The organism is Citricoccus sp. CH26A, assembly GCF_000224415.1.
Lineage (GTDB): Bacteria > Actinomycetota > Actinomycetes > Actinomycetales > Micrococcaceae > Citricoccus.
Map to the genome: position 1 here is coordinate 39330 of NZ_AFXQ01000018.1, position 19554 is coordinate 58883.

Here is a 19554-nt window from a genome sequence, read left to right on the forward strand (position 1 = left end):
GGTCAGGCGGCCCAGGTGACCGGGACGGCCACCGGGACGCGGAAGGAGAGGTTCTCGCGGAATTCGATGTCGGAACCGTCGGCGGCGCCGCCGGAATCGTCCAGGCGCAGGCCCGGCAGCAGCTTCACGGCCTCCTCGAGGCAGATCTTGGCCTGCAGCTTGGCGAGCATGTTGCCCAGGCAGTAGTGGATGCCGAAGCCGAAGGACAGGTGCTCGCGGGCGTTGGACCGCGTGATGTCGAAGTCCTCACCGTGCTCGAACCGGGACTCGTCCCGGTTGGCAGAGCCCATCAGCAGCAGCAGGCCGTCGCCCTTCTTCACCTGCACGCCGCCCACCTCGGCGTCGGCGAGGGCCTTGCGGCGCCAGCCGACGATCGAGCCGGAGTAGCGCAGCACCTCGTCGATGGCCGCGGGGATCTTCTTCGGGTCCTCGACGAGGGCCTCCCACTGCTCACGGTGAGCCAGCAGCACGCGGAAGCAGTTGGAGATCAGGGTGGTGGTGGTCTCGTGGCCGGCGAAGAGCATGGAGTAGAGCAGTGAGGCGATCTCATGGTCGGAGATCTCGCCACCCTCCTGCTGGGTCCGCACCAGGTCCGCGGTGAGGTTGTCCCCACCGTGGGCGTGTGCCTCGGCCACGAGACGCTGGCACTCCTGCCAGTACTCGACCAGGTTGTGGGCGTGCGGCACCTGCTCCTCGTCGGTCAGGTCCCCCCAGGTCATGGCGGCCCGGGAGTCGCTCCATCGCTTGTAGGTGTCGATCTTGGACACGTCCGCGCCGATCAGCGTCAGGATGGTGATGGTGGGGATCTCGTAGGCCAGGTCCTGCACCATCTCGCCGGTGCGGTCCTGACGGGCGGCCACGGCCTCGAGGCGGGAGACCACGTTGGCGCGGATGTCCGGCTCCAGGGCCTTGTAACGGCGCGGGGTGAACGCCTTCTGGGCGATGGCCCGGATGCGGGTGTGCTCCGGGGGGACGCGGGCGGACAGGCCGGAGTAGGCCGTGAAGCCACCGTCCTTCATGATCTGGGTGGCCAGCGGGCCGCGCTCGCGGACCGGGGCCTGGGCGTTCTCGGAGGAGAAGGTCTCCCAGTCGTCGAAGACCGCCTTGATGTCGTCGTAGCGGGAGACCACCCAGTAGCCGATCCGCTCGTCGAACATCACCGGTTCCTCCGAGCGAAGAGCCGCGTAGGAGGGGAAGGGGTCCTTCATCTGGAACGGCTGGTAACCGTGGTGGTCGGTGGGCGTCGCTGCGTCGGCGTCCTGCGCGCCCGGTCCGCCGTGACCGAACGGGCACTGCCCCGCCGGTGCTGCGGTGGTTGACTCGGTGGTCATCTCATCTCCTGTCCGTGGCCGCCGGTGGTGGCCCGTCGGTCTGGCCGCGTGCTGTCGAGTTGGCGGCTGCCGCGGGACGGGTGATCCGCGTCACGCGGCGAGCCTGACTCCATGGTTGCGTCTCGCAGTGTGATGTGGGTCATGGTAGTTCCACTGAGTGGAAGTGACTTCGAGTACGCCGGATCCGGCCCGTAGGGAGGTCGAGGCGTGACGGAGTGGGGGAAGGCGGAGAGGGAAGGGCAGGGCGGGAGCGGGCCCGCGGGTCGCGCCGGTGGAGCGGGCCGGTAGTGCGGACCGGTCGTGCGGGCCAGCGGGCCCGGGGTCCTCAGTCGCGGTGGGCGAGGTGGTGGGACTCGAGCAGGGTCTCCAGCGGGATGTGGGCCGTGGCCCGCTCGATCCGTGCACTGACCGCGCGCAAGGCCGGCAGGTGCTTCTCCATCGTGGCCGACTGCTCCGAGGGGATGACCAGGCCCAGGGCCGCGCCGATCCGGCCGGTGTGGAAGACCGGCACGGCGATCGAGCAGGCGCCCACGCGGATCTCCTCCAGCGTCTGGGCGAAGCCCTGTTCCCGGACCTGGGCGATCTCTGCGGCCAGCCGCCCGGGGTGGACGATGGTCCGGGGGGTCGTGGCCTCCAGGTCCAGGTTGAGGTAGGCCTCGAGCACCCAGGGCTCCTCATAGGCCAGCAGGACCTTGCCGACCGCGGTGGAGTGCATCGGCAGCCGGCCCCCCACGCGGGAGGCGCGGGGCACGCGCTTGGTGCCGTAGACGCGGTCGATGTAGAGCACCTCGCTGCCGTCCCGGATGGCGAGCTGGGAGGTCTCCCCGGTGAGCGAGTAGAGGTCTTGGATGAAGGGGCGGGCGGTCTCTCGCAGCTGGCGCCCCACGTTCTGGGCCAGTTCCCAGATGCGCAGCCCCAGCTGGTAGCGGCCCTGGGGGGTCCGGGAGAGGAACCCCCAGTCGGTGAGCTCACCCACCAGGCGGTGGGCCGTGCTCACGGGCACGTCCGCGAGCGCCGCGATCTCCGTCAGGGCCAGGGAGCGGCGCTCCTTCTCGAAGGCGGTCAGGACGGACAGGACCTTGTCCGTGACGGTGCGGCCGGGGTCGCGACTGCCTCCGGCCATCAGCGGGAGTCCCCGGCGTGCTGGATGCCGCAAGTCATGCCCATGATCCTACGTCGCCGTCATCCCCGGGGCGTCGAGCGTCCCGGGCCCCGGGTGGCCCCCGGCCCTCGTCGTGCCGGGCGGCCGGCCGGCGGCCGTCAGAGCCCGTAGTACCGGAAGGCCGCGGCATACTCGGTGCCGGCCGCCGCACCGCCCGCGCGCAGGATCTCCGGGATCATCTCCTCGGGCCTCGGGTGGTCCGCCACGTGCCGAAGGTACGCCTCGTGGCTGTTCAGGGAGGCGACGGCGGCCCGTACCGCCTCCTCGTCCACGGTCACCACGTGCGTCGGCTGGGCGGGGTTGGCCACCAGCAACCCGCCGGCATGCCAGGCGGCCAGGCCCTCGTCCTCGGCCAGCTCGCGGAACACCCAGGGGTTCGCCGCGTCCCGGACGCCGTCCACCACGGCCAGCCCGGCGGCCCGGTGGTCGGCCTGGTTGAACCCGCCGTAGGCCTCGACGTCGAAGTTCGCGGTCACCACCGCGTCGGGCCGCACCTGGCGCACCACCCGGGCGACGTCCCGCCGCAGGGCCAGTCCGTACTCCAGCATCCCGTCCGGATGACCCAGGATGCGCAGGTCCGTCACGCCCACCGCCGCGCAGGCCGTGCGCTGTTCGATGGCCCGCAGCGGCGCGACGACCTCCGGCGGCTCGGCCATCCCCGCCTCCCCGGCGGTGAGCAGCAGGTAGCAGACCTCGACTCCCCGCCGGGTCCAGGTCGCGACGGCGGAGGAGGTGCCGTACTCCATGTCGTCCGGGTGTGCGACCACGCACAGCACCCGCGACCAGTCCGCGTCGGGCACAGCCGGCAGCGGCGGCGGTACGGCGGGTCCCCTCGTGGGGTCGTTCACATCGTCCAGCTCCGTCCCGTCACCCACCTCGCTCACCGCCCCAGCACGTGCCGCAGGGCCGATTCCAGGTCCGGGTGCCGGAACCGGTAACCGTCGGCCCGGGCCTTGTCCGCTCGGGCCTTCTGGTCCGCTTCCACCAGCAGGCGGTTGCCCTCCTCGCCGAGCACCATCCGCGGCGCCACCGGCGGCAGGGGCAGTGCCGACGGGCGGTGCAGGACCCGGCCCAGGGTCTGGGCGAGCTCGCGGGCCCGCACGGGATGCGGCGCCACGCCGTTGACGGGACCGGTGAGGGTGCCGGACAGGGCGGCGTGGGCGAACAACCCCACGATGTCGTCGATCGAGATCCAGCTCTGCCAGGGGTCCCGGCCGGTGCCGCCGAAGGGCCCGCCCGTGCCCATCGGGCCGCCGGCGCCGACCAGGAACAGCGGCAGCACCTGCTGGAGGATGCCGCCGGCCGGCGTCTGGACCAGTCCGGTGCGGACCAGCACGGTCCGTACCCCTGCCTCGGCCGCCGGGGCGGTGGCCTGCTCCCACTGCTGGCAGACCTCGGCCAGGAAGTCCGTGCCGGCCGGGTCGGTCTCGTCCAGCCCGTCGCCGTCCGGTCCGGCGCCCGCGTCGGCCCCGTAGTACCCCACCCCGGAGCCGTTGACCAGCGTGCGGGTGCGGCCGTCGTCCGCGAGGTCCGCGAGGGTGCGGGCAAGCAGCCCGGTGGTGTCCAGCCGGGACCGCAGCACCGCGGTGCGGTGGGCCTCGGTCATCCGGCCGCCGATGCTCTCCCCCGAGAGGTTGACCACGACGTCGGCCTGCCGCAGGGCGTCCGGGTCCAGGTTGCCGGAGGCCGGGTCCCAGGAGATGGCCGGCCCCCGGTTCCCGGAGGTGGTGCTACCGGGCCGCACCAGCGGGATGACCCGGTGGCCACCGCCGGTGAGCAGGGCCGTCAACTGGGTGCCGATCAGTCCGCTCGCCCCCGAGACGGCGATGGTCAGGGCCTGGCCGCTGCCATGGTGGGCGTGGAAGTCCAGGTCGTCGCGCACCTGGGCATGCCGGTAGGCGAACTGGCGGTCCAGCTCGGCCTCGAAGTGGTCCTGCGTCCAGTGCCCGGTGGAGCGCCCGGGCTGGCCGAGGCGGCCGAACAGGACGGTACCGGGCAACTCGTACTCGATGTGGTCCACCATCACGGTGCCGGGGGAGCCGTCGGTGGTGTCCGCCTCGCCGGGGGCCGCGTCCTCGAAGGTGTGCGTGTGGACCCAGGAACGCAGGGGGCCGGAGGCCATCTCGTCGCGGAACATGGTCCCGTCCTCGAAAGCGGTGTGCCGGGCCGTCCACGGCACCTCCGGGGCCAGCCAGGCGGGCAGGCTGACCGGCAGGATGGTGCGCGCCAGGCCAGCCGCGGACTCCAGGCCCAGGCCCAGCGACCCGGGGGCACCGATGCCCAAGCGGGCCTCGGCGCCGACGTCGATCCCGTCCGGTTCCCGCCGGACCGAACCGGCGAACGGGGGCGTGAGCCGGACCAGGGCGCCGGGGCGGGTGAACCAGGCGAAGACGTCACGCCGGCTGAACGGGAGGTGGACACGACGCTCGAAGACAGGCATGGGGTCAGTCTTGCACTGAGCCCTGCCTACGGTGAGGGCATGAGCGCGCAGAAATCCCTGACCCGAGGATCCCCGGCCCTGCTGGGCCTGATGTGGATCGCGCTGTGGGGGTTCTCGGGATTCTTCCTCAGCTACTCGACCATGGTGCCGATCAGCGTGGAGCGGGGCCTGTCCTCCGTCACCGGTGGCGCGCTGCTGCTGGTCATGATGCTCAGCGTCATCGCGGTCCAGCCGGCGGCTCCGGCGGTGCAGCGGCGCCTGGGGCCGCGCCGGGCGATCGGTGGGTCCCTGCTGCTGATGGCGGCCGGGCACGGTGCCGCCGTCCTCGTGCCGGACCCGGCGGCGGGCCTGCTGGCCACGGGGGTGGCCGTCGGGGGCGGGTTCGGGGTCCTCGTGGTCCTGGCGACCGCGGCCGTGCCCGCCGTCACGAGCCCGGAACGGGTCGGCCGGGCGCTGGGACGGTTCGGGGCCATGACCGCCGCCGCCGCCGCGGCCGGTGCGCCGTGGGGGCTGTGGCTCAGCGCCCAGGTGCCACCGGAGGCGTTCCGGGGGTTCGCCGCCGCGGCGGTGCTGCTGGCCCTGCCCGCGCTGCGGTTCGTCCCCTCCCGGTCCTCGGTGCCCGAGACGCGGCCGTCCGCGCTGCCCGCCCTGGGGGAGGACCGCGCGTCGGGATCCTTCTGGTCCGCGCTCGCCCCGGTGCTCCTGCCCTTCCTGGTGAGCATGTGCGCCTACGGACTGGTCATCGCCTTCGGCCCGGGCGGGGACACCGCCCATCCCGCCCTGTTCATCGCCACCATGCAGGCATCCGCGGTGGTGAGCCGCTGGGTGGCCGGTGCGCTGACCGACCGGGGGAATCCGGGCACGGTGTACACCGTCGGCATCGTCATGACCGTGCTCGGGCTGGTCACCGTGGCACTGGTACCCCCGGGGTGGGCGCTGGCCGCCTGCCTGGTGCTGATGGGGCTGGGCGTGGGGGCGGTGCAGTCCGCCAGCCTGGTGCTGGCCTTCGCCCGGGCCGGCAGTCGCGGTCAGGCCAGCGTCGGGTGGAACATGACCTTCGACAGCGGCCTGGGCCTGGCCGGCCTGTTCGGTGGGCTGGGGTTCACCTTCCTGGGATCGGGGCCGACGTTCACCGGGGTCGCCGGACTGCTGATCGCGGCCAGCCTCCCCCTGTGGTCGCGGCGGCGCTGAACGCAAGAGGCTGGGGGCATGGCACGGGAGCCCCCACGGGAGGCGTAGGGGTTTCGCCCGGCCGCGGCACCCGCCTACGGTGACGGAGGAGGCTCCGGCACGGGGCCGGCCGATGCGAAGGACGGAGCGGTGAGATGACGCAGCACGAGGACCCGCAGGTGGCGCGGCATGCGCAGTCGATGGCCGGGCAGGACGGGACCATGCCGGCGCAGCAGCAGGAACCGCCGGGGCTGACCGCCCCCATGGACCCGGTGCCGGACCACGGGGAGTCCAGCTGGGTCGGGCGGGGCCGGCTCGAGGGGCTGAAGGCCCTGATCACGGGCGGTGACTCGGGCATCGGTCGTGCCGTGGCGATCGCCTTCGCGCGGGAGGGTGCCGACGTGGCGATCAACTACCTCCCCGAGGAGGAGGAGGACGCCCAGGACGTGGTCGGCTGGATCGACAAGGCCGGACGCACGGCGGTGACCGTACCCGGGGACCTGCGGGACGAGCAGGAATGCGGGCGGATCGCCGAGGAGGCGGTCGCGGGGCTGGGCGGCCTGAACATCCTGGTCAACAACGCCGGTTACCACTGGGCCCGCGGAGAGCCCGGGATCGAGGGATTGCGGACCGAGGACCTGGACCGGGCGGTGCGGACCAACCTCTACGGCACCCTGTGGCTGACCCGGGCGTGCGTGCCGCACCTGTCCCACGGGGACTGCATCATCAACACCACCTCGGTGCAGGCCTACCAGCCCTCGGAGACGATGATCGACTACGCCGCCACGAAGGCCGCGCTGAACAACGTCACCGCGAACCTCGCCGGTGAGCTCGGGTCGAAGGGCATCCGGGTGAACGCGGTGGCGCCCGGACCGGTCTGGACGCCGCTGCAGCCGGCCACCAAGACCCCCGAGGCCGTCTCCCACATGGGCGCGGACACCCCGCTCGGCAGGATCGGCCAGCCCGCCGAGCTCGCCGGGGCCTACGTGTTCCTGGCGAACCCGGCCGAGGCGAGCTACGTCTCCGGCACGGTGCTGGGCGTGACCGGCGGGCTGCCGGTGTTCTGAGACCCCTCCGGGGGACGGGCCCGGACCCTCCGGGACGTCTCCACCACCCGGGACTTCCCCGACGAACGATCGGCGCCCCATCATGCAGCGGAACGAGCTCGAGGCCCCCATCGCCATCAAGATCCTGCGGCGGCTGAGGACTGCCACGGAGTCCGGCCGGATCACGTGGTCCCCGGTGGAGGACTACGTCCCCGACCGGGACTGGCTTAGCGGCCGGTTCGCCGTGGCGACGATCGAGGACACCGTCGATCCGGGCCGTCCGGGCGGCGACGCCGTCCGGACGCACCGGTTCGTCGTGGACCTTCAACTCGGGGGACCACTTCCGGAGGGCGACGAGATGGGCCCGATGGTCGAGATCTACACCGAGGACGATCCCCGGTGCTGCGTGATCACCGAGTACCACGAGGACGCGGTGGTCCTGGACCTGCTGACCGGGCTGGCCGACGCGGTGGACGCCCGGGACGTCTTCCCTCATCCGTCCTATCCGATGGACACCGAGGAACAGCGCGCCCGGGCCGTGGCAGCGACGTTCGCGTTGATGGACGCCGAGGACGACCTCCACCCGGTGGACGAACCGGACGATGAGGCACGGGAGAGGGCGGGCGAGGAGTGGGCGGCGGAGATCGAGGCGCTGCGGCGCGACGTGGAGCACGAGATCCCCCAGTTGAGGTTCAGGAGCGTCCCCGAACCGTTCGACGGCGCCGTACTGTCCCGGTTCATCCAGAGCCTGGACGCCCTGTCCACCTGAGGGGCCGGGGCGTCGACGGTGAGGCCACGCAGCATCGACGGTGACGCCGATGACCGTTGCCGCGGCAGGACCCTGACCTGTGGGAAGGGTGAGGGCGCGGCGCACCCACCGACTCGTGGGGACGTCGGCGGTGCGGCTGTGCCACACTGGTGCCACGCCACATCTCCCGCGCGGGAGAGTGCCGGTGCTGCAGGATCCGGGCCTCCGGACCCGGCGGCGCCGGACGCCGAAGGAGCAATCTCTCCCCGAGAATCTCTCAGGCCCACGTACCGCGCAGGGTCGGCGTCTCTGGAAAGTGCCAGGCCCCCAACGCCTCGGCCACCGACGGTGCAAGCACGTATCCTCCAGATACGTGCGGAATCTCTCAGGTCGATGACAGAGCGGGGAGGTACCGATCCGCGCCCGAGAAGCGCCTTGGAGGAGAACCCATGAACGCCATCGTCACCCCGTCCACCGGTCAACGCCACGAGCCGCGCGACACCGCGTCAGCCCCGTTCACCAGCCGTCACATCGGTCCCCGCCAGGCGGACGCCGAGACGATGCTGGCCGCCCTGGGCTTCGAGTCCCTGGAGGCCCTCGTGGACGAGGCCGTGCCCGCGGACATCCGCCAGCACGAGCCCCTGAACCTGCCCGAGGCCCGGACCGAGGCCGCCGTCCTGGAGGAGTTGCGGGCCATCGCCAACCGCAACATCGTCAAGACCCAGATGATCGGCCAGGGCTTCTTCGACACGGTCACCCCGCCGGTGGTGCTGCGCAAGGTCCTGGAGAACCCGGCCTGGTACACCGCCTACACCCCCTACCAGCCGGAGATCTCCCAGGGCCGTCTGGAGGCCCTGCTGAACTTCCAGACCATGGTCGCCGACCTCACCGGCCTCGAGATCGCCAACGCCTCCCTGCTGGACGAGGCCTCCGGCGCCGCCGAGGCCGTGCTGCTGATGCACCGGGCCAACCGGAAGAACGCCAACGGCATCACCCTGATCGACGCCGACCTCTACCCGCAGACCCGCACCGTGGTGGAGGGCCGTGCCCGCGCCCTCGGCCTGGACGTGCGCGTCGCCGACCTCTCCGCAGGCCTGCCCGAGGACCTCGGGGCCGAACTGGAGGAGAAGGGCCTGTGCGGCATCCTGCTGCAGCAGCCCGGGGACTCCGGCCGGATCCACGACCACTCCGCGGTGATCGCCCAGGCCAAGGAGCGCGGTGGCATGGTCGCCATCGCCGCCGACCTGCTCTCCCTCGCGCTCATCGTCCCCCCGGGCGAGCAGGGTGCGGACATCGCCGTCGGCAACACCCAGCGCTTCGGCGTCCCGCTGTTCTTCGGTGGCCCGCACGCCGCCTACATGGCCGTCCACAAGGGCGTGGAGCGGCAGCTGCCCGGCCGACTCGTCGGCGTCTCGCAGGACGCGGCCGGCCGGCCCGCCTACCGCCTGGCCCTGCAGACCCGTGAGCAGCACATCCGCCGCGAGAAGGCCACCTCGAACATCTGCACCGCCCAGGCCCTCCTGGCGATCACGGCCTCCATGTTCGCCGTCTACCACGGCCCGGACGGCGTGCGGGCCATCGCCGAGCACGCCCACCGGCAGGCCGGCCGGCTGGCCGCAGCCCTGCAGTCCGCCGGGTTCACGCTGAACCACGAGTCCTTCTTCGACACCGTGCAGGTCTCCGTGCCCGGACTGGCCCGCACCGTGGTCAACGCCGCCGAGGCGGCCGGGGTGAACCTGCGCCTCGTGGATGCGGGCACGGTCAGCATCTCCTGTGACGAGACCACCACGGACCAGGACCTGCTGGCGGTGCTGTCCGCCTTCGGCGCCCCCGCGGAGGCCCTCCCGGCCGGTGCCGGGAGCGGGCAGTCCGGGGACACCGGGGCACCCGACGCCGGCCGGGCCAGCGGACACATCCCCGCGTCCCTGCAGCGCACCAGCGAGTACATGACCCACCCGGTCTTCAACACGTACAAGTCCGAGACCCAGATGCTGCGCTACATCAAGCGCCTCTCCGGGTACGACCTGGCCCTGGACCGCACCATGATCCCGCTGGGCTCGTGCACCATGAAGCTCAACGCGACGGCGGAGATGGAGTCCATCTCCTGGCCCGAGTTCTGCTCCATCCACCCGTACGCGCCCGACCACCAGACCGAGGGCTGGCGCTACCTGCTGACGGACCTCGAGGAGAAGCTGGCCGAGATCACCGGCTACGCAGGGGTCTCCGTGCAGCCCAACGCCGGTTCCCAGGGTGAGTACGCCGGCCTGCTGGCCATCCGCAAGTACCACCTGGCCAACGGTGAGGGCGAGCGGGACATCTGCCTCATCCCGGCCTCGGCCCACGGCACCAACGCCGCCTCGGCGGTGCTGGCCGGGTTGAAGGTCGTGGTGGTCAAGACCGCCGAGGACGGCACCATCGACAGCGCCGACCTGGACGCCAAGATCGAGGCCCACTCCGGGCAGGTCGCGGCCATCATGATCACCTACCCCTCCACCCACGGTGTCTACGACGCCGACGTGCGCGAGGTCTGCCGCAAGGTCCACGAGGCCGGCGGCCAGGTGTACATCGACGGGGCCAACCTCAACGCCCTGGTCGGCCTCGCCCAGCCGGGCAAGTTCGGCGGCGACGTCTCGCACCTGAACCTGCACAAGACCTTCTGCATCCCGCACGGCGGCGGCGGCCCCGGCGTCGGCCCGGTGGCCGTGGCCGAGCACCTCGTCCCGTTCCTGCCCAGCCGGGAGGAGCCGATCACCTCGGCGCCCTGGGGTTCCGCCGGCGTCATGCCGATCTCCTGGGCCTACCTGTACCTGATGGGCCCGGAGGGGCTCACCGATGCCACCCGCTACGCCCTGCTCAACGCCAACTACGTGGCCAAGCGCCTGGGCGAGTACTTCCCGGTGCTCTACACGGGTGAGACCGGGCTGGTGGCGCACGAGTGCATCCTGGACCTGCGCGAGCTGACCGCCCGCACCGGGGTGACCGCCGAGGACGTCTGCAAGCGCCTGATCGACTACGGCTTCCACGCCCCCACGCTGGCCTTCCCGGTGGCGGGGACCCTGATGGTCGAGCCCACCGAGTCCGAGGACCTGGCCGAGATCGAGCGGTTCATCGACGCGATGATCAGCATCCACGCCGAGATGGAGGCCACCACGCCGGAGACGCTGAACGCGTCTGTCCTGCGCAACGCCCCCCACACCGCCTCGGTGCTCACCGCTGACGAGTGGGACCGGGAGTACCCCCGCTCGCAGGCCGCCTACCCGGTGGAGAGCCTGCGGGTCGACAAGTACTTCGCCCCGGTCGGTCGGATCGACGGGGCGTGGGGTGACCGCAACCTGTTCTGCTCCTGCCCGCCGGTCGAGTCCTTCGAGCCCGTCGCCGACGAGGCCAAGGAGGCGGCGAACCCCACCGCCGTGGCCGACGCCGTCGAGTCCTCGTCCTCCGTTTCCCACTGACAGGAGACCGTCATGTCACCGAACCAAGACCTCCGCACCACCCCGTTGCACGCCGTCCACGCCGAGGCCGGGGCCACGTTCACCGACTTCGGCGGCTGGCAGATGCCGCTGAAGTACGGCTCGGAGCTCTCCGAGCACCACGCCGTGCGCAAGGCGGCAGGGCTGTTCGACCTCTCCCACATGGGTGAGGTCCGGGTCACCGGCCGGCAGGCCGCCGAGGCCCTGGACTACGCCCTGACCGCGCGCGTCTCCAACGTGGCGCCGGGGCGGGCCAAGTACTCGCTGATCTGCACCGAGGCCGGCACCATCCTGGACGACCTGATCGTCTACCGGCTGGACGACGGCCAGGACGACGCCGCGCGTGAGTACCTGGTGGTGCCGAACGCCGGCAACGCCTCCTCCGTGGCGGCCGCGCTGACCGAGCGCTCCGTCGGCTTCGAGGCCACCGTCCGCAACGAGTCCGCGCAGACGGCCCTGGTGGCCATCCAGGGTCCCGAGGCGGCCCGCATCCTGTCCCTGGTGCTGCCGGAGGATCAGGCCGCGGCCCTGCCGGAGCTGAAGTACTACGCCGCGCGGACCGTGACCGTGCGCACCGGCACCGGCGAGGTGCCCGTGCTGCTGGCACGCACCGGGTACACGGGCGAGGACGGTTTCGAGCTGATCATCGGTCCGGTGGCCGACCGCGACGAGCTGTCGGCCGCGGCCACGGCCGTGTGGCACGCCCTGTCCGCGGCGGGCGCCGAGGCCGGCGTGGAGGTGCTGCCGTGTGGCCTGGCCAGCCGGGACTCGCTCCGGCTGGAGGCCGGCATGCCGCTGTACGGCAATGAACTGGACCTGGGGCACCTGCCCTCGGAGTCCGGCGCCGGGATGGCCGTGCCGCTGAAGTCCAAGGAGACGGACTTCGTGGGCCGTGACGCCCTGCTCGCCGCGCGCGAGGCCGGCACCGGCACGACCTCCGGCCAGGCGATCGTGGCGCTGCGGGCGGCCGGCCGCCGCGCGGCCCGGGCCGGTTACGCCGTGCTCGACGGCGACGGCAACCGGATCGGCGAGGTCACCTCCGGGATCCCCAGCCCGACGCTGGGTTACCCGATCGCACTGGCGCGGGTGGACGTGGCACACCGGGAGCCGGGCACCGAAGTGGCCGTTGACCTGCGCGGCAAGGCCGAGCCGTTCACCGTGGTGGAGCTGCCGTTCTACCGTCGGCAGGACTGAGCCTGGGATGGGGGTCCCGCTTGCTAGACTTCGCTGAGCCAGCGGGCCCCCGTCCCGGCCCTCCCATCACCGCAGGAAGACCATGACTCAACAGCGAACCGCCGGGCGGATCTCCGTCCTGGGGATCATCGCGTTCGTGCTGCTCGCGGCCCTGCTGCTGACCCTGGCCGTCCTCAGCGCAGTCAAGGGCGTCCGCACCGCCCAGTCCTACGGGAACGTGGTGCGCGTCGTGGACGGCCACACCATCGTGGTGAACATGGACGGCACTGAGGAGACCGTGACCCTGGCCGGCGTGCAGGCGCCCCTGACCGCTCCCGAGGGCAAGAAGACCACCCTGGACAACTGCCTGGCCGAGGAGTCGACGACGAACCTGTCCGGAATGCTGGAACCCGGTGACTCCATCCAGGTGCAGTACGTGGACGGTCCCGGAGACACCCGGTTCGTGCTGGCACGCTCCGGCGGCCAGGTGATCAACGTCGTCCAGGTCGAGGCCGGGCTGGCCGTGCCGGTGCGCGAGCAGCCGATGGGACAGCTCGGGGCCGACCTGGAGGAGGCTCAGGAGACGGCCCGCACCGAGGAGGCCGGCCTGTACTCCCCGTCCGTGGACTGCACCCTGCCCGGCAGGGTCGCGCCCGTGGTCGACGTCCTGCGTGAGCTGCCGGAGGGCGGGCCGTCCTCGGCCGCGGAAGCCGACGAGCAGATCGAGGCGGTCGCGGCCGCCGTTGAGGAGGGCGTCACCGCGGAGAAGGTGTTCGCCACGATCGACCCCGAGGGGACCTCCCTCTCCTCGCTCGCCTGGGGGGAGGACGTGCCCCGGTTGCGGGAACGGCTGGACGAGGCCCTGACCCAGGCGCAGACCGAGCTGGCCTCCCTCCAGACCACCCGCGGCGTCCTGCTGACCCGTGAGCGCGAGGAGGCCGCGCGCCAGCGCGAGGAGGCACGGCAGGCCGAGCTCGCCCGCCAGCGGGAGGCCGCCCGGCAGGCCGAGCTCGCCCGCCAGGAGGCTGCCCGGCAGGCCGAGCTCGCCCGTCAGGAGGCGGCCCGTCAGGAGGCCGCCCGCGAGGCCGCGCGGGAGGACGAACGACGCCGGGCCGAGGAGGAGGAGGCCCGCCGCAAGGCGGAGGAGAGCTCCAGCCCCACGCCCTCCACGAGTGCCTCGGCATCCCCGAGCCCGTCGAAGCCGAGTTCCTCTCCCTCCTCGTCCCGCCCCTCCGCGGACGATGACGACGAGGAATCGTCCGGCCCCGCCCGCGAGGACTGAGGCCCGGTCATGTCCATCCCGCCGCCCGGGGCACCCGGCCGCGGGTCGGCGTCGGGACCCGCCGCACAGCACGCGCTGCGCGCCCATGGATTCCCGTCCCCGGCCCGCGACTACCTCGACGGTGGCATCGACCTGAACCGCGAACTGGTCCGCGACCGCACGTCGACCTTCCTGATGAGGGTGGCCGGCAACGCGATGGCCGCCTCCGGGATCCGTGATGGCGACGAGCTGGTGGTGGACCGGGCCGCCACCCCGCGCCACGGGTCGGTGGTCGTGGCGGTCCTCGACGGTGAGCTGGTGGTGCGCCGGCTGGCGCTCGACGGCGTGACCCCGGGACCCGCGGTGGATGCCCCTCCCGCGGTGCTCGGCTCGCACGTCCGGTCGGCTGCAGGCCGGGGAACCGTGATCCTGGAGTCCGACGACGGTGCCGCCCCGGTCGTGCTGCCGTCCTCCGGTCCCGAGGGCCTGCGGGTCTGGGGCGTGGCGACGTATTGCCTGCACCGGTTGTGAGGGCCGCGCACCGGATCCGGGCGGAACGGGACGGAGGCGGGCGATGACCCAGGCCATGGCGCTGGTGGACGTCAACAACTTCTACGTCTCCTGCGAGCGGGCCTTCGACCCGCGGCTCGAGGGGCGTCCCGTGGTGGTGCTGTCCAACAACGACGGCTGCGTGGTGGCGCGGTCCCCGGAGGCCAAGGCCCTGGGGCTGAGGACCGGGACGCCCTGGTTCCAGCTCGCCCCGCAGGCCTCCGCCTGGGGCCTGGTGGCCCGGTCGTCGAACTACGAGCTGTACGGGGACATGTCCGCCCGGGTGATGGAACTGCTGGGCCGGTGGGGGACGTGGCAGCAGGTGTACTCCATCGATGAGTGCTTCCTCGGACTGAGCGGTACGCCGGAACAGGCGGTGGAGGCCGGGCGGCACATCCGCGCGGCCGTGCAGCGGAACCTCGGGTTGCCGGGGTGCGTGGGGATCGCGCCCACGAAGACGCTGGCGAAGTTCGCCAACCACGTGGCCAAGAACAACCCGGACGACGACCGGATCGGCGGGGTGTTCTCCGTGTCCGCGCGGCCCGGGGCGGTGGAGGCGCTGATGTCCCGACTGCCGGCGACCGAGACCTGGGGCGTGGGCCGGAAGACGGGCGAGAGACTGGACCGGCTGGGCATTCGCACGATCGCGGAGCTGAGGGCCTCGGACCCGGCCTGGATCCGGTCGCGGTTCTCCGTGGTGCTGGAACGGACGGTGCTGGAACTGAACGGGACGCCGAGCGTTCCGGACGTGGACGAGCACGCCGGTCCGGCACAGGTCATCTTCTCCCGCTCGTTCTCCCGGCCGGTCACCACCGCCGACGAGATGGACGACGTCATGAACGTCTATGCCCAGCGGGCCGCCGCCCGGCTGGCCGTGCAGGGCCAGCAGGCCCGGATGGTCACCGTGACGGCCGGGACCTCCAGGTTCACCGGGCCGGACGGGTCGGTGTCCCGCGCCGTGGCACTGTCACGGGCCACGGCGGACCCGATCACCATCACCCGTTCGGCCGTGCGCGCGATGCGCTCCGTGATCGCTGAGGGCGTGCCGTACACCCGGGCCGGTGTGATGCTGACCGGGCTGGAGCCGGCCGGGACGGTGCAGGAGATGCTCGCGGGCTTCGGCGACCAGGAACCGGACCGGCACCTCGAGGCGGTGCTGGAGCGGGTGCGCAACCGGTTCGGCGGGACGTCGATCGGCCTGGGCCAGGGCGGGCTGAGTGAGCAGGGATCGTGGACGATGCGGCGCGAGTTCGCCTCGCCGCAGTACACCACCCGGTTCTCGGACCTGCCGGTGGTCAGGGCGTGAGCGCTGACCGGCCCAGGGGTCGCCACGGGAATCGGACCAGGTGGCGGGCCGGGACCCGAGCGGGGGAACCGGGACGAGGCGGGGTGTCGGGATCAGGCGGGACGTCGCTGATCAGTCGAGGGACAGCGTGACCAGGCCCAACTGCGCGGCCCGGATGATCGCCTGCACGCGGTCGCGCACCTCGAGCTTGTCCAGGATCTTGGTGAGGTTCGCCTTGACGGTCGACTCGGAGATGTGGAGTTCGTCCGCGATCTCGGTGTTCGACCGGCCTCGCGCCAGCATCCGCAGCACGTCCAGTTCCCGCGGGGTCAGTTCGGAGCCGTCCGGGTCCCCCGGCTTCGCGCCGTTGCTGAGGGCGGGCCGGTCGTCCTCGATGGAGGACAGCAGCTTGCGTGTCACGGCGGGGGAGAGGACCGACTCGCCCCGGTGCACGCTGCGGATGGCGCTGACGATCGTCTCCGGCGCGGCGTCCTTGAGCAGGTACCCGCCGGCGCCGGCACGCAGCGCGGGCACGAGGTACGGCTCTGAGGTGAACGTGGTGATGGCCAGCACGCTGGTCTCGGGGAACTCCGCCGAGATGCGCGCGGTGGCCTCCACGCCCCCCATGACCGGCATCTGCATGTCCATGAGGACCACGTCCGGGTGGGTGGCCTGGCAGGCCTCCAGGGCCTCGGCGCCGTTGGCGGCGACACCCACGCAGTGCATGTTGGGCGCGTTCTCGACGAGCAACTTCAGGGCACCGCTCATGAGCGGCTGGTCGTCCACGATGAGCACTGCGATATTGCGGTCGGGCATGGCCCCAGCGTAGCCTTCCTTCACCCCAGACCTTTGAAGAGCCTGTAATTTCTCCGACACGCTGGTAAACCGCTAGTCAGACCCTGATAATGGAGACATGAAACGCCCTCTCATGGCCTCGATGGCCGCTGTGCTCGTCTCGTCCGCCCTCATCGTCTCCCCGGCCGCTGCCGTGGAGACCTCAACCTCTGAAGCTGTCGTGCTGCCCCCCACCCACCAGCTCCAGGTCGATCCCACCTACAAGTCCGGTGGAGAGATCTCCACCTTGGGCGCTGGTGCAGGTGCCAAGTCGTACTGGTGCGGTTTCTGGGGCTTCTTCTGCTGAAATAGGGTCCTATGAACACCATCACGCCGGCTGGCCCCCTCCTGGGGCCAGCCGGTTTCTGGTCTGCGCGGCCTCTGAACAAGACCATATTGGTCCTGATCACCCTATTTGTGACTTTCTCTCTGGTTTCGGATGCGGCGACGGCCATCTGGAGATCGGAGAACGTCGATTCGGAAGGACTGCTGGTCAACGTCCTGACGAGCCTGGCCTTCTACGTCCTGTGGACCCGGTCGACCTATGCGTTCGCTGCGTTGATTCCCGCACTGATCGCGGGGCACGTTTTCGACGAGCAAGCGCTGCCTTCCCTGGGGTTGCCTCTCATGCTTGGCGTCGTCGCTGCTACTGCTACACGAAGCTTCAGTGTGACGGCCCTGGGTGTCGCTGTGGTGTGGACCCTCTTGATTCCGTTCACTTCGCGTACGGACGGTGAGGCGCTGTGGGTTGTTCTTCCGCTGGTCATCGCAGCGTGGGCAGTGGGGAGCACAGGAGGCTATCTTCTGGACCGACGAGAGCAGGACCGTCGTCGCGTCGCGGAGGCCACCAAGCGAGCGGCGCAGGCGGCGCAGGAGGAGCGCAAGTCCCTGGCTCGCGACCTCCACGACATCGTGGCCCACAACCTGACGATCATCTCCATGCAGACGCGCGCTGCACAGTACGCCGGGACGGATGAGGCCGCGCGCCACGCCGTGGACGTGGTGGGCCATTCGGCCACGGAAGCACTGGCAGACCTCCGCCGCATGTTGTCCCTGCTCCAGGCGGAGGGACTCGTCGCCGAAGACCAAGTGGCTGCACAGATCGAACTCGGTGAGGGAGCGGCCGCCCTGGACCTCGAATACGGCGCCGTGAAGTTTGGCCGCATGCTCGAGGGGCTGGGCATCGAGACGCGTGTCACTACGGAAGGGCTCGACCAGGACATCCCGCGGAGCGTGCAGACGGCCCTGTATCGCGTCCTGCAGGAAGCGGTGACGAACGTGGCCAAGCATGCGGCGGAGGGGGGCCAGTGCAGCATCTGCATACGCGTCAACGACGACCGGCTGGAACTCGCCGTGGACAACACGCTTCCCGTCCGCGGTGCGCCGGCCCGGGCCGGCTGGAACTCCTCCGGCAGCGGCCTAATCGGGATGCGCGACCGGGTCGATGCCTTCGGCGGGACCATGAGTTCACAGCGGGACGGCAGCTGGTGGCGGGTCAGGGCTGAGGTGCCCCTGCAGGAAGCCGCCGCTTGATGTGATATGGGTCACATTATATGCCGAAAGTCTAGCCAAAGGTCTAATGGTGACGCGCTAGGGCTCGCGGATAACCTAAAGGGGCCCCATGAGACGGTGCACACGGATCAGGACGGTGGAATCAGCCCGGGGGGATACGGGCCCACCAACCTATAATCCGCTGAGAGGCGGTGGCCATGCCACCGCCTCTCAGGTGTTTAACGCCCCTCTTCCGCACCTACACCGGCCCTGACCAGTACGTCTGCCGAATCGTGCCGGTCCGATTATGACGTCGGCCGATCGCGGCCCAGCGTTAAAGTGGCTGGAATGAACGCCGTATCTGGCGCCTCCGCCGGACATCCGGTGCGCGCTCACTCCTCGTGGGTCCCGATCGTCATCGCCGGCGTGGCAGCGGCCATGCACATCTGGAAGCTGCCGGAGGCGCTGTCCTACATCCAGCAGGACCTGGGCATGACCCTCGTCGAATCCGGGGTGCTCCTGGGCATCGTCCAGGTCGGCTCCATGCTGCTGGGCCTGGGCGTCTCCCTGTTCTCCGAGGTGATCGGACTGCGGCGGACGCTTCTGATCGGCATGGCGCTGCTGACGGCAGGGTCCCTGGCCGGGGCCTTCGCGGACTCCACCGGGTTCCTGATGGCCACGCGCGCGCTCGAGGGCGTGGGCTTCCTGATGGCCACGGTCGTCGCGCCGCCGCTGATCCGCCTCACGGCGCACCCCGCCCGGGCGAACATCGCCCTGGGCTGGTGGGCCGCCTTCCAGGGCATCGCCACGTTCCTGGCGGTCCTGACCTCCACCCTGCTGCTGACCACGGTGAGCTGGCAGGCCTGGTGGGTCACCATGGCCGTCATCACGGCCGCGACGATTCCCCTGCTGCTGGTGTTCGTCGCCCCGCCGCCGGCGGGGCGTGAGGCCAACGTGCGCCTGGCCGCGCGTCGGGTGCTGGCCACCGTGAAGACCTCCACGCCCTGGATCGCCGGCCTCGTGTTCGCCTGCTACACCCTGCAATGGGGTTCGGTGATCGGCTTCCTGCCCACCATCTTCGACGAGGCCGGCGTCGGAGGGCTGTGGCCCGGCATCGTCACCGCCATCGTCGGTGGCCTGAACGGCGTCGGCAACATCGTGACCGGCCGCCTGCACCAGCACGGGATACCGATGCGTCGACTGATCCTCATCGGCCTCATCACGATGGGGGTGACCTCCGTGATCACCTTCGCCCCGGACTGGAGCGGCGTGCGCGGCGGGCTTGCCGTCCAGATCGTGGCCGTCGCCCTGTTCTCCGGGGTCGGCGCCCTGATCCCGGCATCGCTGAACCGGATCGCCGTGGACATCGCTCCGCCCGACGGGTCACCCGCTGCGGTCGTGGGCCTGATGGTCCAGATCTACAACGGGGCGAACTTCATCGGCCCGATCATCCTCGCCGCCATCGCCACGTCGGCCGGAAGCTGGCACTACTCGTGGATCATGACCGGCGCTGCGACCCTGCTCGGGGTCCTGCTGGCCGCGCGCTTCCTGTCCGAACGGCAACTGGGGCTGGACTTCCGCCACCACGGCTGAC

16 protein-coding genes and 1 riboswitch are annotated in these 19554 nt (G+C 71.3%); of the genes, 11 read left to right on the forward strand and 5 right to left on the reverse strand.

Annotated features, from left to right (window positions below):
- Positions 1 to 2: 2 nt before the first annotated feature.
- From CITRI_RS0111425 to CITRI_RS0111440, 4 genes are all read right to left on the reverse strand, one after another.
- Positions 3 to 1331, reverse strand: coding sequence for a cytochrome P450 (locus CITRI_RS0111425; RefSeq protein ID WP_010144948.1), 1329 nt, complete (start codon positions 1329 to 1331; stop codon positions 3 to 5).
- Positions 1332 to 1656: 325 nt separating this feature from the next.
- Positions 1657 to 2454 carry an IclR family transcriptional regulator gene (locus CITRI_RS0111430; RefSeq protein ID WP_010144949.1) on the reverse strand — a complete coding sequence of 266 codons (798 nt, stop codon included), beginning with the start codon at positions 2452 to 2454 and terminating at the stop codon, positions 1657 to 1659.
- 137 nt (positions 2455 to 2591) lie between these two features.
- Positions 2592 to 3377 carry a PIG-L deacetylase family protein gene (locus CITRI_RS0111435; protein WP_010144950.1) on the reverse strand — a complete coding sequence of 262 codons (786 nt, stop codon included), beginning with the start codon at positions 3375 to 3377 and terminating at the stop codon, positions 2592 to 2594.
- Positions 3374 to 4933: a TIGR01777 family oxidoreductase gene (locus CITRI_RS0111440; RefSeq protein WP_010144951.1), complete on the reverse strand. Its 1560-nt coding sequence runs from the start codon at positions 4931 to 4933 to the stop codon at positions 3374 to 3376. The genes CITRI_RS0111435 and CITRI_RS0111440 overlap by 4 nt, the downstream gene beginning before the upstream one ends.
- Before the next feature lie 39 nt (positions 4934 to 4972).
- Between CITRI_RS0111440 and CITRI_RS0111445 the strand changes: the two genes are divergently transcribed.
- The 8 genes from CITRI_RS0111445 to CITRI_RS0111480 all read left to right on the forward strand — a co-directional run bounded on the left by CITRI_RS0111445 (position 4973) and on the right by CITRI_RS0111480 (position 15656).
- Positions 4973 to 6124, forward strand: coding sequence for an MFS transporter (locus tag CITRI_RS0111445; protein ID WP_029139269.1), 1152 nt, complete (start codon positions 4973 to 4975; stop codon positions 6122 to 6124).
- A 134-nt stretch (positions 6125 to 6258) separates the two neighbouring features.
- Positions 6259 to 7170: an SDR family oxidoreductase gene (locus CITRI_RS0111450; RefSeq protein ID WP_010144953.1), complete on the forward strand. Its 912-nt coding sequence runs from the start codon at positions 6259 to 6261 to the stop codon at positions 7168 to 7170.
- An 82-nt stretch (positions 7171 to 7252) separates the two neighbouring features.
- A complete protein-coding gene (locus tag CITRI_RS0111455; RefSeq protein ID WP_010144954.1) occupies positions 7253 to 7918 on the forward strand; it encodes a hypothetical protein in 666 nt (221 codons plus the stop codon).
- Between the two features lie 161 nt (positions 7919 to 8079).
- Positions 8080 to 8200, forward strand: a riboswitch (glycine riboswitch).
- A gap of 146 nt (positions 8201 to 8346) precedes the next feature.
- Positions 8347 to 11349, forward strand: a complete 3003-nt coding sequence (gcvP, locus tag CITRI_RS0111460; RefSeq protein WP_010144955.1) for an aminomethyl-transferring glycine dehydrogenase — start codon at positions 8347 to 8349, stop codon at positions 11347 to 11349.
- Between the two features lie 12 nt (positions 11350 to 11361).
- On the forward strand, positions 11362 to 12561 hold the full coding sequence (gene gcvT, locus CITRI_RS0111465; RefSeq protein WP_010144956.1) for a glycine cleavage system aminomethyltransferase GcvT: 1200 nt from the start codon (positions 11362 to 11364) through the stop codon (positions 12559 to 12561).
- A gap of 82 nt (positions 12562 to 12643) precedes the next feature.
- On the forward strand, positions 12644 to 13822 hold the full coding sequence (locus CITRI_RS19670; RefSeq protein ID WP_010144957.1) for a thermonuclease family protein: 1179 nt from the start codon (positions 12644 to 12646) through the stop codon (positions 13820 to 13822).
- Between the two features lie 9 nt (positions 13823 to 13831).
- A complete protein-coding gene (locus CITRI_RS0111475) occupies positions 13832 to 14332 on the forward strand; it encodes a LexA family transcriptional regulator (protein WP_010144959.1) in 501 nt (166 codons plus the stop codon).
- 43 nt (positions 14333 to 14375) lie between these two features.
- A complete protein-coding gene (locus tag CITRI_RS0111480; protein WP_010144960.1) occupies positions 14376 to 15656 on the forward strand; it encodes a Y-family DNA polymerase in 1281 nt (426 codons plus the stop codon).
- Positions 15657 to 15767: 111 nt separating this feature from the next.
- Here CITRI_RS0111480 and CITRI_RS0111485 read toward each other — a convergent pair whose 3' ends face one another.
- Entirely contained in the window at positions 15768 to 16451 is a 684-nt protein-coding gene (locus CITRI_RS0111485; protein WP_010144961.1) for a response regulator transcription factor, read from the reverse strand.
- A gap of 97 nt (positions 16452 to 16548) precedes the next feature.
- Here CITRI_RS0111485 and CITRI_RS0111490 point away from each other — a divergent pair, with 97 nt between their 5' ends.
- The 3 genes from CITRI_RS0111490 (at position 16549) to CITRI_RS0111500 (ending at position 19553) form a co-directional block, all read left to right on the forward strand.
- The gene (locus CITRI_RS0111490; protein ID WP_141566082.1) at positions 16549 to 16776 is read left to right on the forward strand and encodes a hypothetical protein; all 228 of its coding nucleotides are present in this window, start codon (positions 16549 to 16551) and stop codon (positions 16774 to 16776) included.
- Positions 16777 to 16787: 11 nt separating this feature from the next.
- Entirely contained in the window at positions 16788 to 18002 is a 1215-nt protein-coding gene (locus tag CITRI_RS17510) for a sensor histidine kinase (protein WP_010144963.1), read from the forward strand.
- Between the two features lie 306 nt (positions 18003 to 18308).
- Positions 18309 to 19553 carry a CynX/NimT family MFS transporter gene (locus CITRI_RS0111500; protein WP_010144964.1) on the forward strand — a complete coding sequence of 415 codons (1245 nt, stop codon included), beginning with the start codon at positions 18309 to 18311 and terminating at the stop codon, positions 19551 to 19553.
- Position 19554: the final 1 nt, after the last annotated feature.

Excerpts from the sequence above, each read along its gene's own strand:
- CITRI_RS0111425 (WP_010144948.1), bottom strand. The coding sequence starts at position 1,331 with ATGACCACCGAGTCAACCACCGCAGCACCGGCGGGGCAGTGCCCGTTC.
- gcvP (WP_010144955.1), top strand. The coding sequence starts at position 8,347 with ATGAACGCCATCGTCACCCCGTCCACCGGTCAACGCCACGAGCCGCGC.
- CITRI_RS0111440 (WP_010144951.1), bottom strand. The coding sequence starts at position 4,933 with ATGCCTGTCTTCGAGCGTCGTGTCCACCTCCCGTTCAGCCGGCGTGAC.
- CITRI_RS19670 (WP_010144957.1), top strand. The coding sequence starts at position 12,644 with ATGACTCAACAGCGAACCGCCGGGCGGATCTCCGTCCTGGGGATCATC.
- CITRI_RS0111490 (WP_141566082.1), top strand. The coding sequence starts at position 16,549 with ATGAAACGCCCTCTCATGGCCTCGATGGCCGCTGTGCTCGTCTCGTCC.
- CITRI_RS0111475 (WP_010144959.1), top strand. The coding sequence starts at position 13,832 with ATGTCCATCCCGCCGCCCGGGGCACCCGGCCGCGGGTCGGCGTCGGGA.
- CITRI_RS0111485 (WP_010144961.1), bottom strand. The coding sequence starts at position 16,451 with ATGCCCGACCGCAATATCGCAGTGCTCATCGTGGACGACCAGCCGCTC.
- CITRI_RS0111445 (WP_029139269.1), top strand. The coding sequence starts at position 4,973 with ATGAGCGCGCAGAAATCCCTGACCCGAGGATCCCCGGCCCTGCTGGGC.
- CITRI_RS17510 (WP_010144963.1), top strand. The coding sequence starts at position 16,788 with ATGAACACCATCACGCCGGCTGGCCCCCTCCTGGGGCCAGCCGGTTTC.
- gcvT (WP_010144956.1), top strand. The coding sequence starts at position 11,362 with ATGTCACCGAACCAAGACCTCCGCACCACCCCGTTGCACGCCGTCCAC.
- CITRI_RS0111450 (WP_010144953.1), top strand. The coding sequence starts at position 6,259 with ATGACGCAGCACGAGGACCCGCAGGTGGCGCGGCATGCGCAGTCGATG.
- CITRI_RS0111455 (WP_010144954.1), top strand. The coding sequence starts at position 7,253 with ATGCAGCGGAACGAGCTCGAGGCCCCCATCGCCATCAAGATCCTGCGG.
- CITRI_RS0111480 (WP_010144960.1), top strand. The coding sequence starts at position 14,376 with ATGACCCAGGCCATGGCGCTGGTGGACGTCAACAACTTCTACGTCTCC.
- CITRI_RS0111500 (WP_010144964.1), top strand. The coding sequence starts at position 18,309 with ATGAACGCCGTATCTGGCGCCTCCGCCGGACATCCGGTGCGCGCTCAC.
- CITRI_RS0111430 (WP_010144949.1), bottom strand. The coding sequence starts at position 2,454 with ATGGCCGGAGGCAGTCGCGACCCCGGCCGCACCGTCACGGACAAGGTC.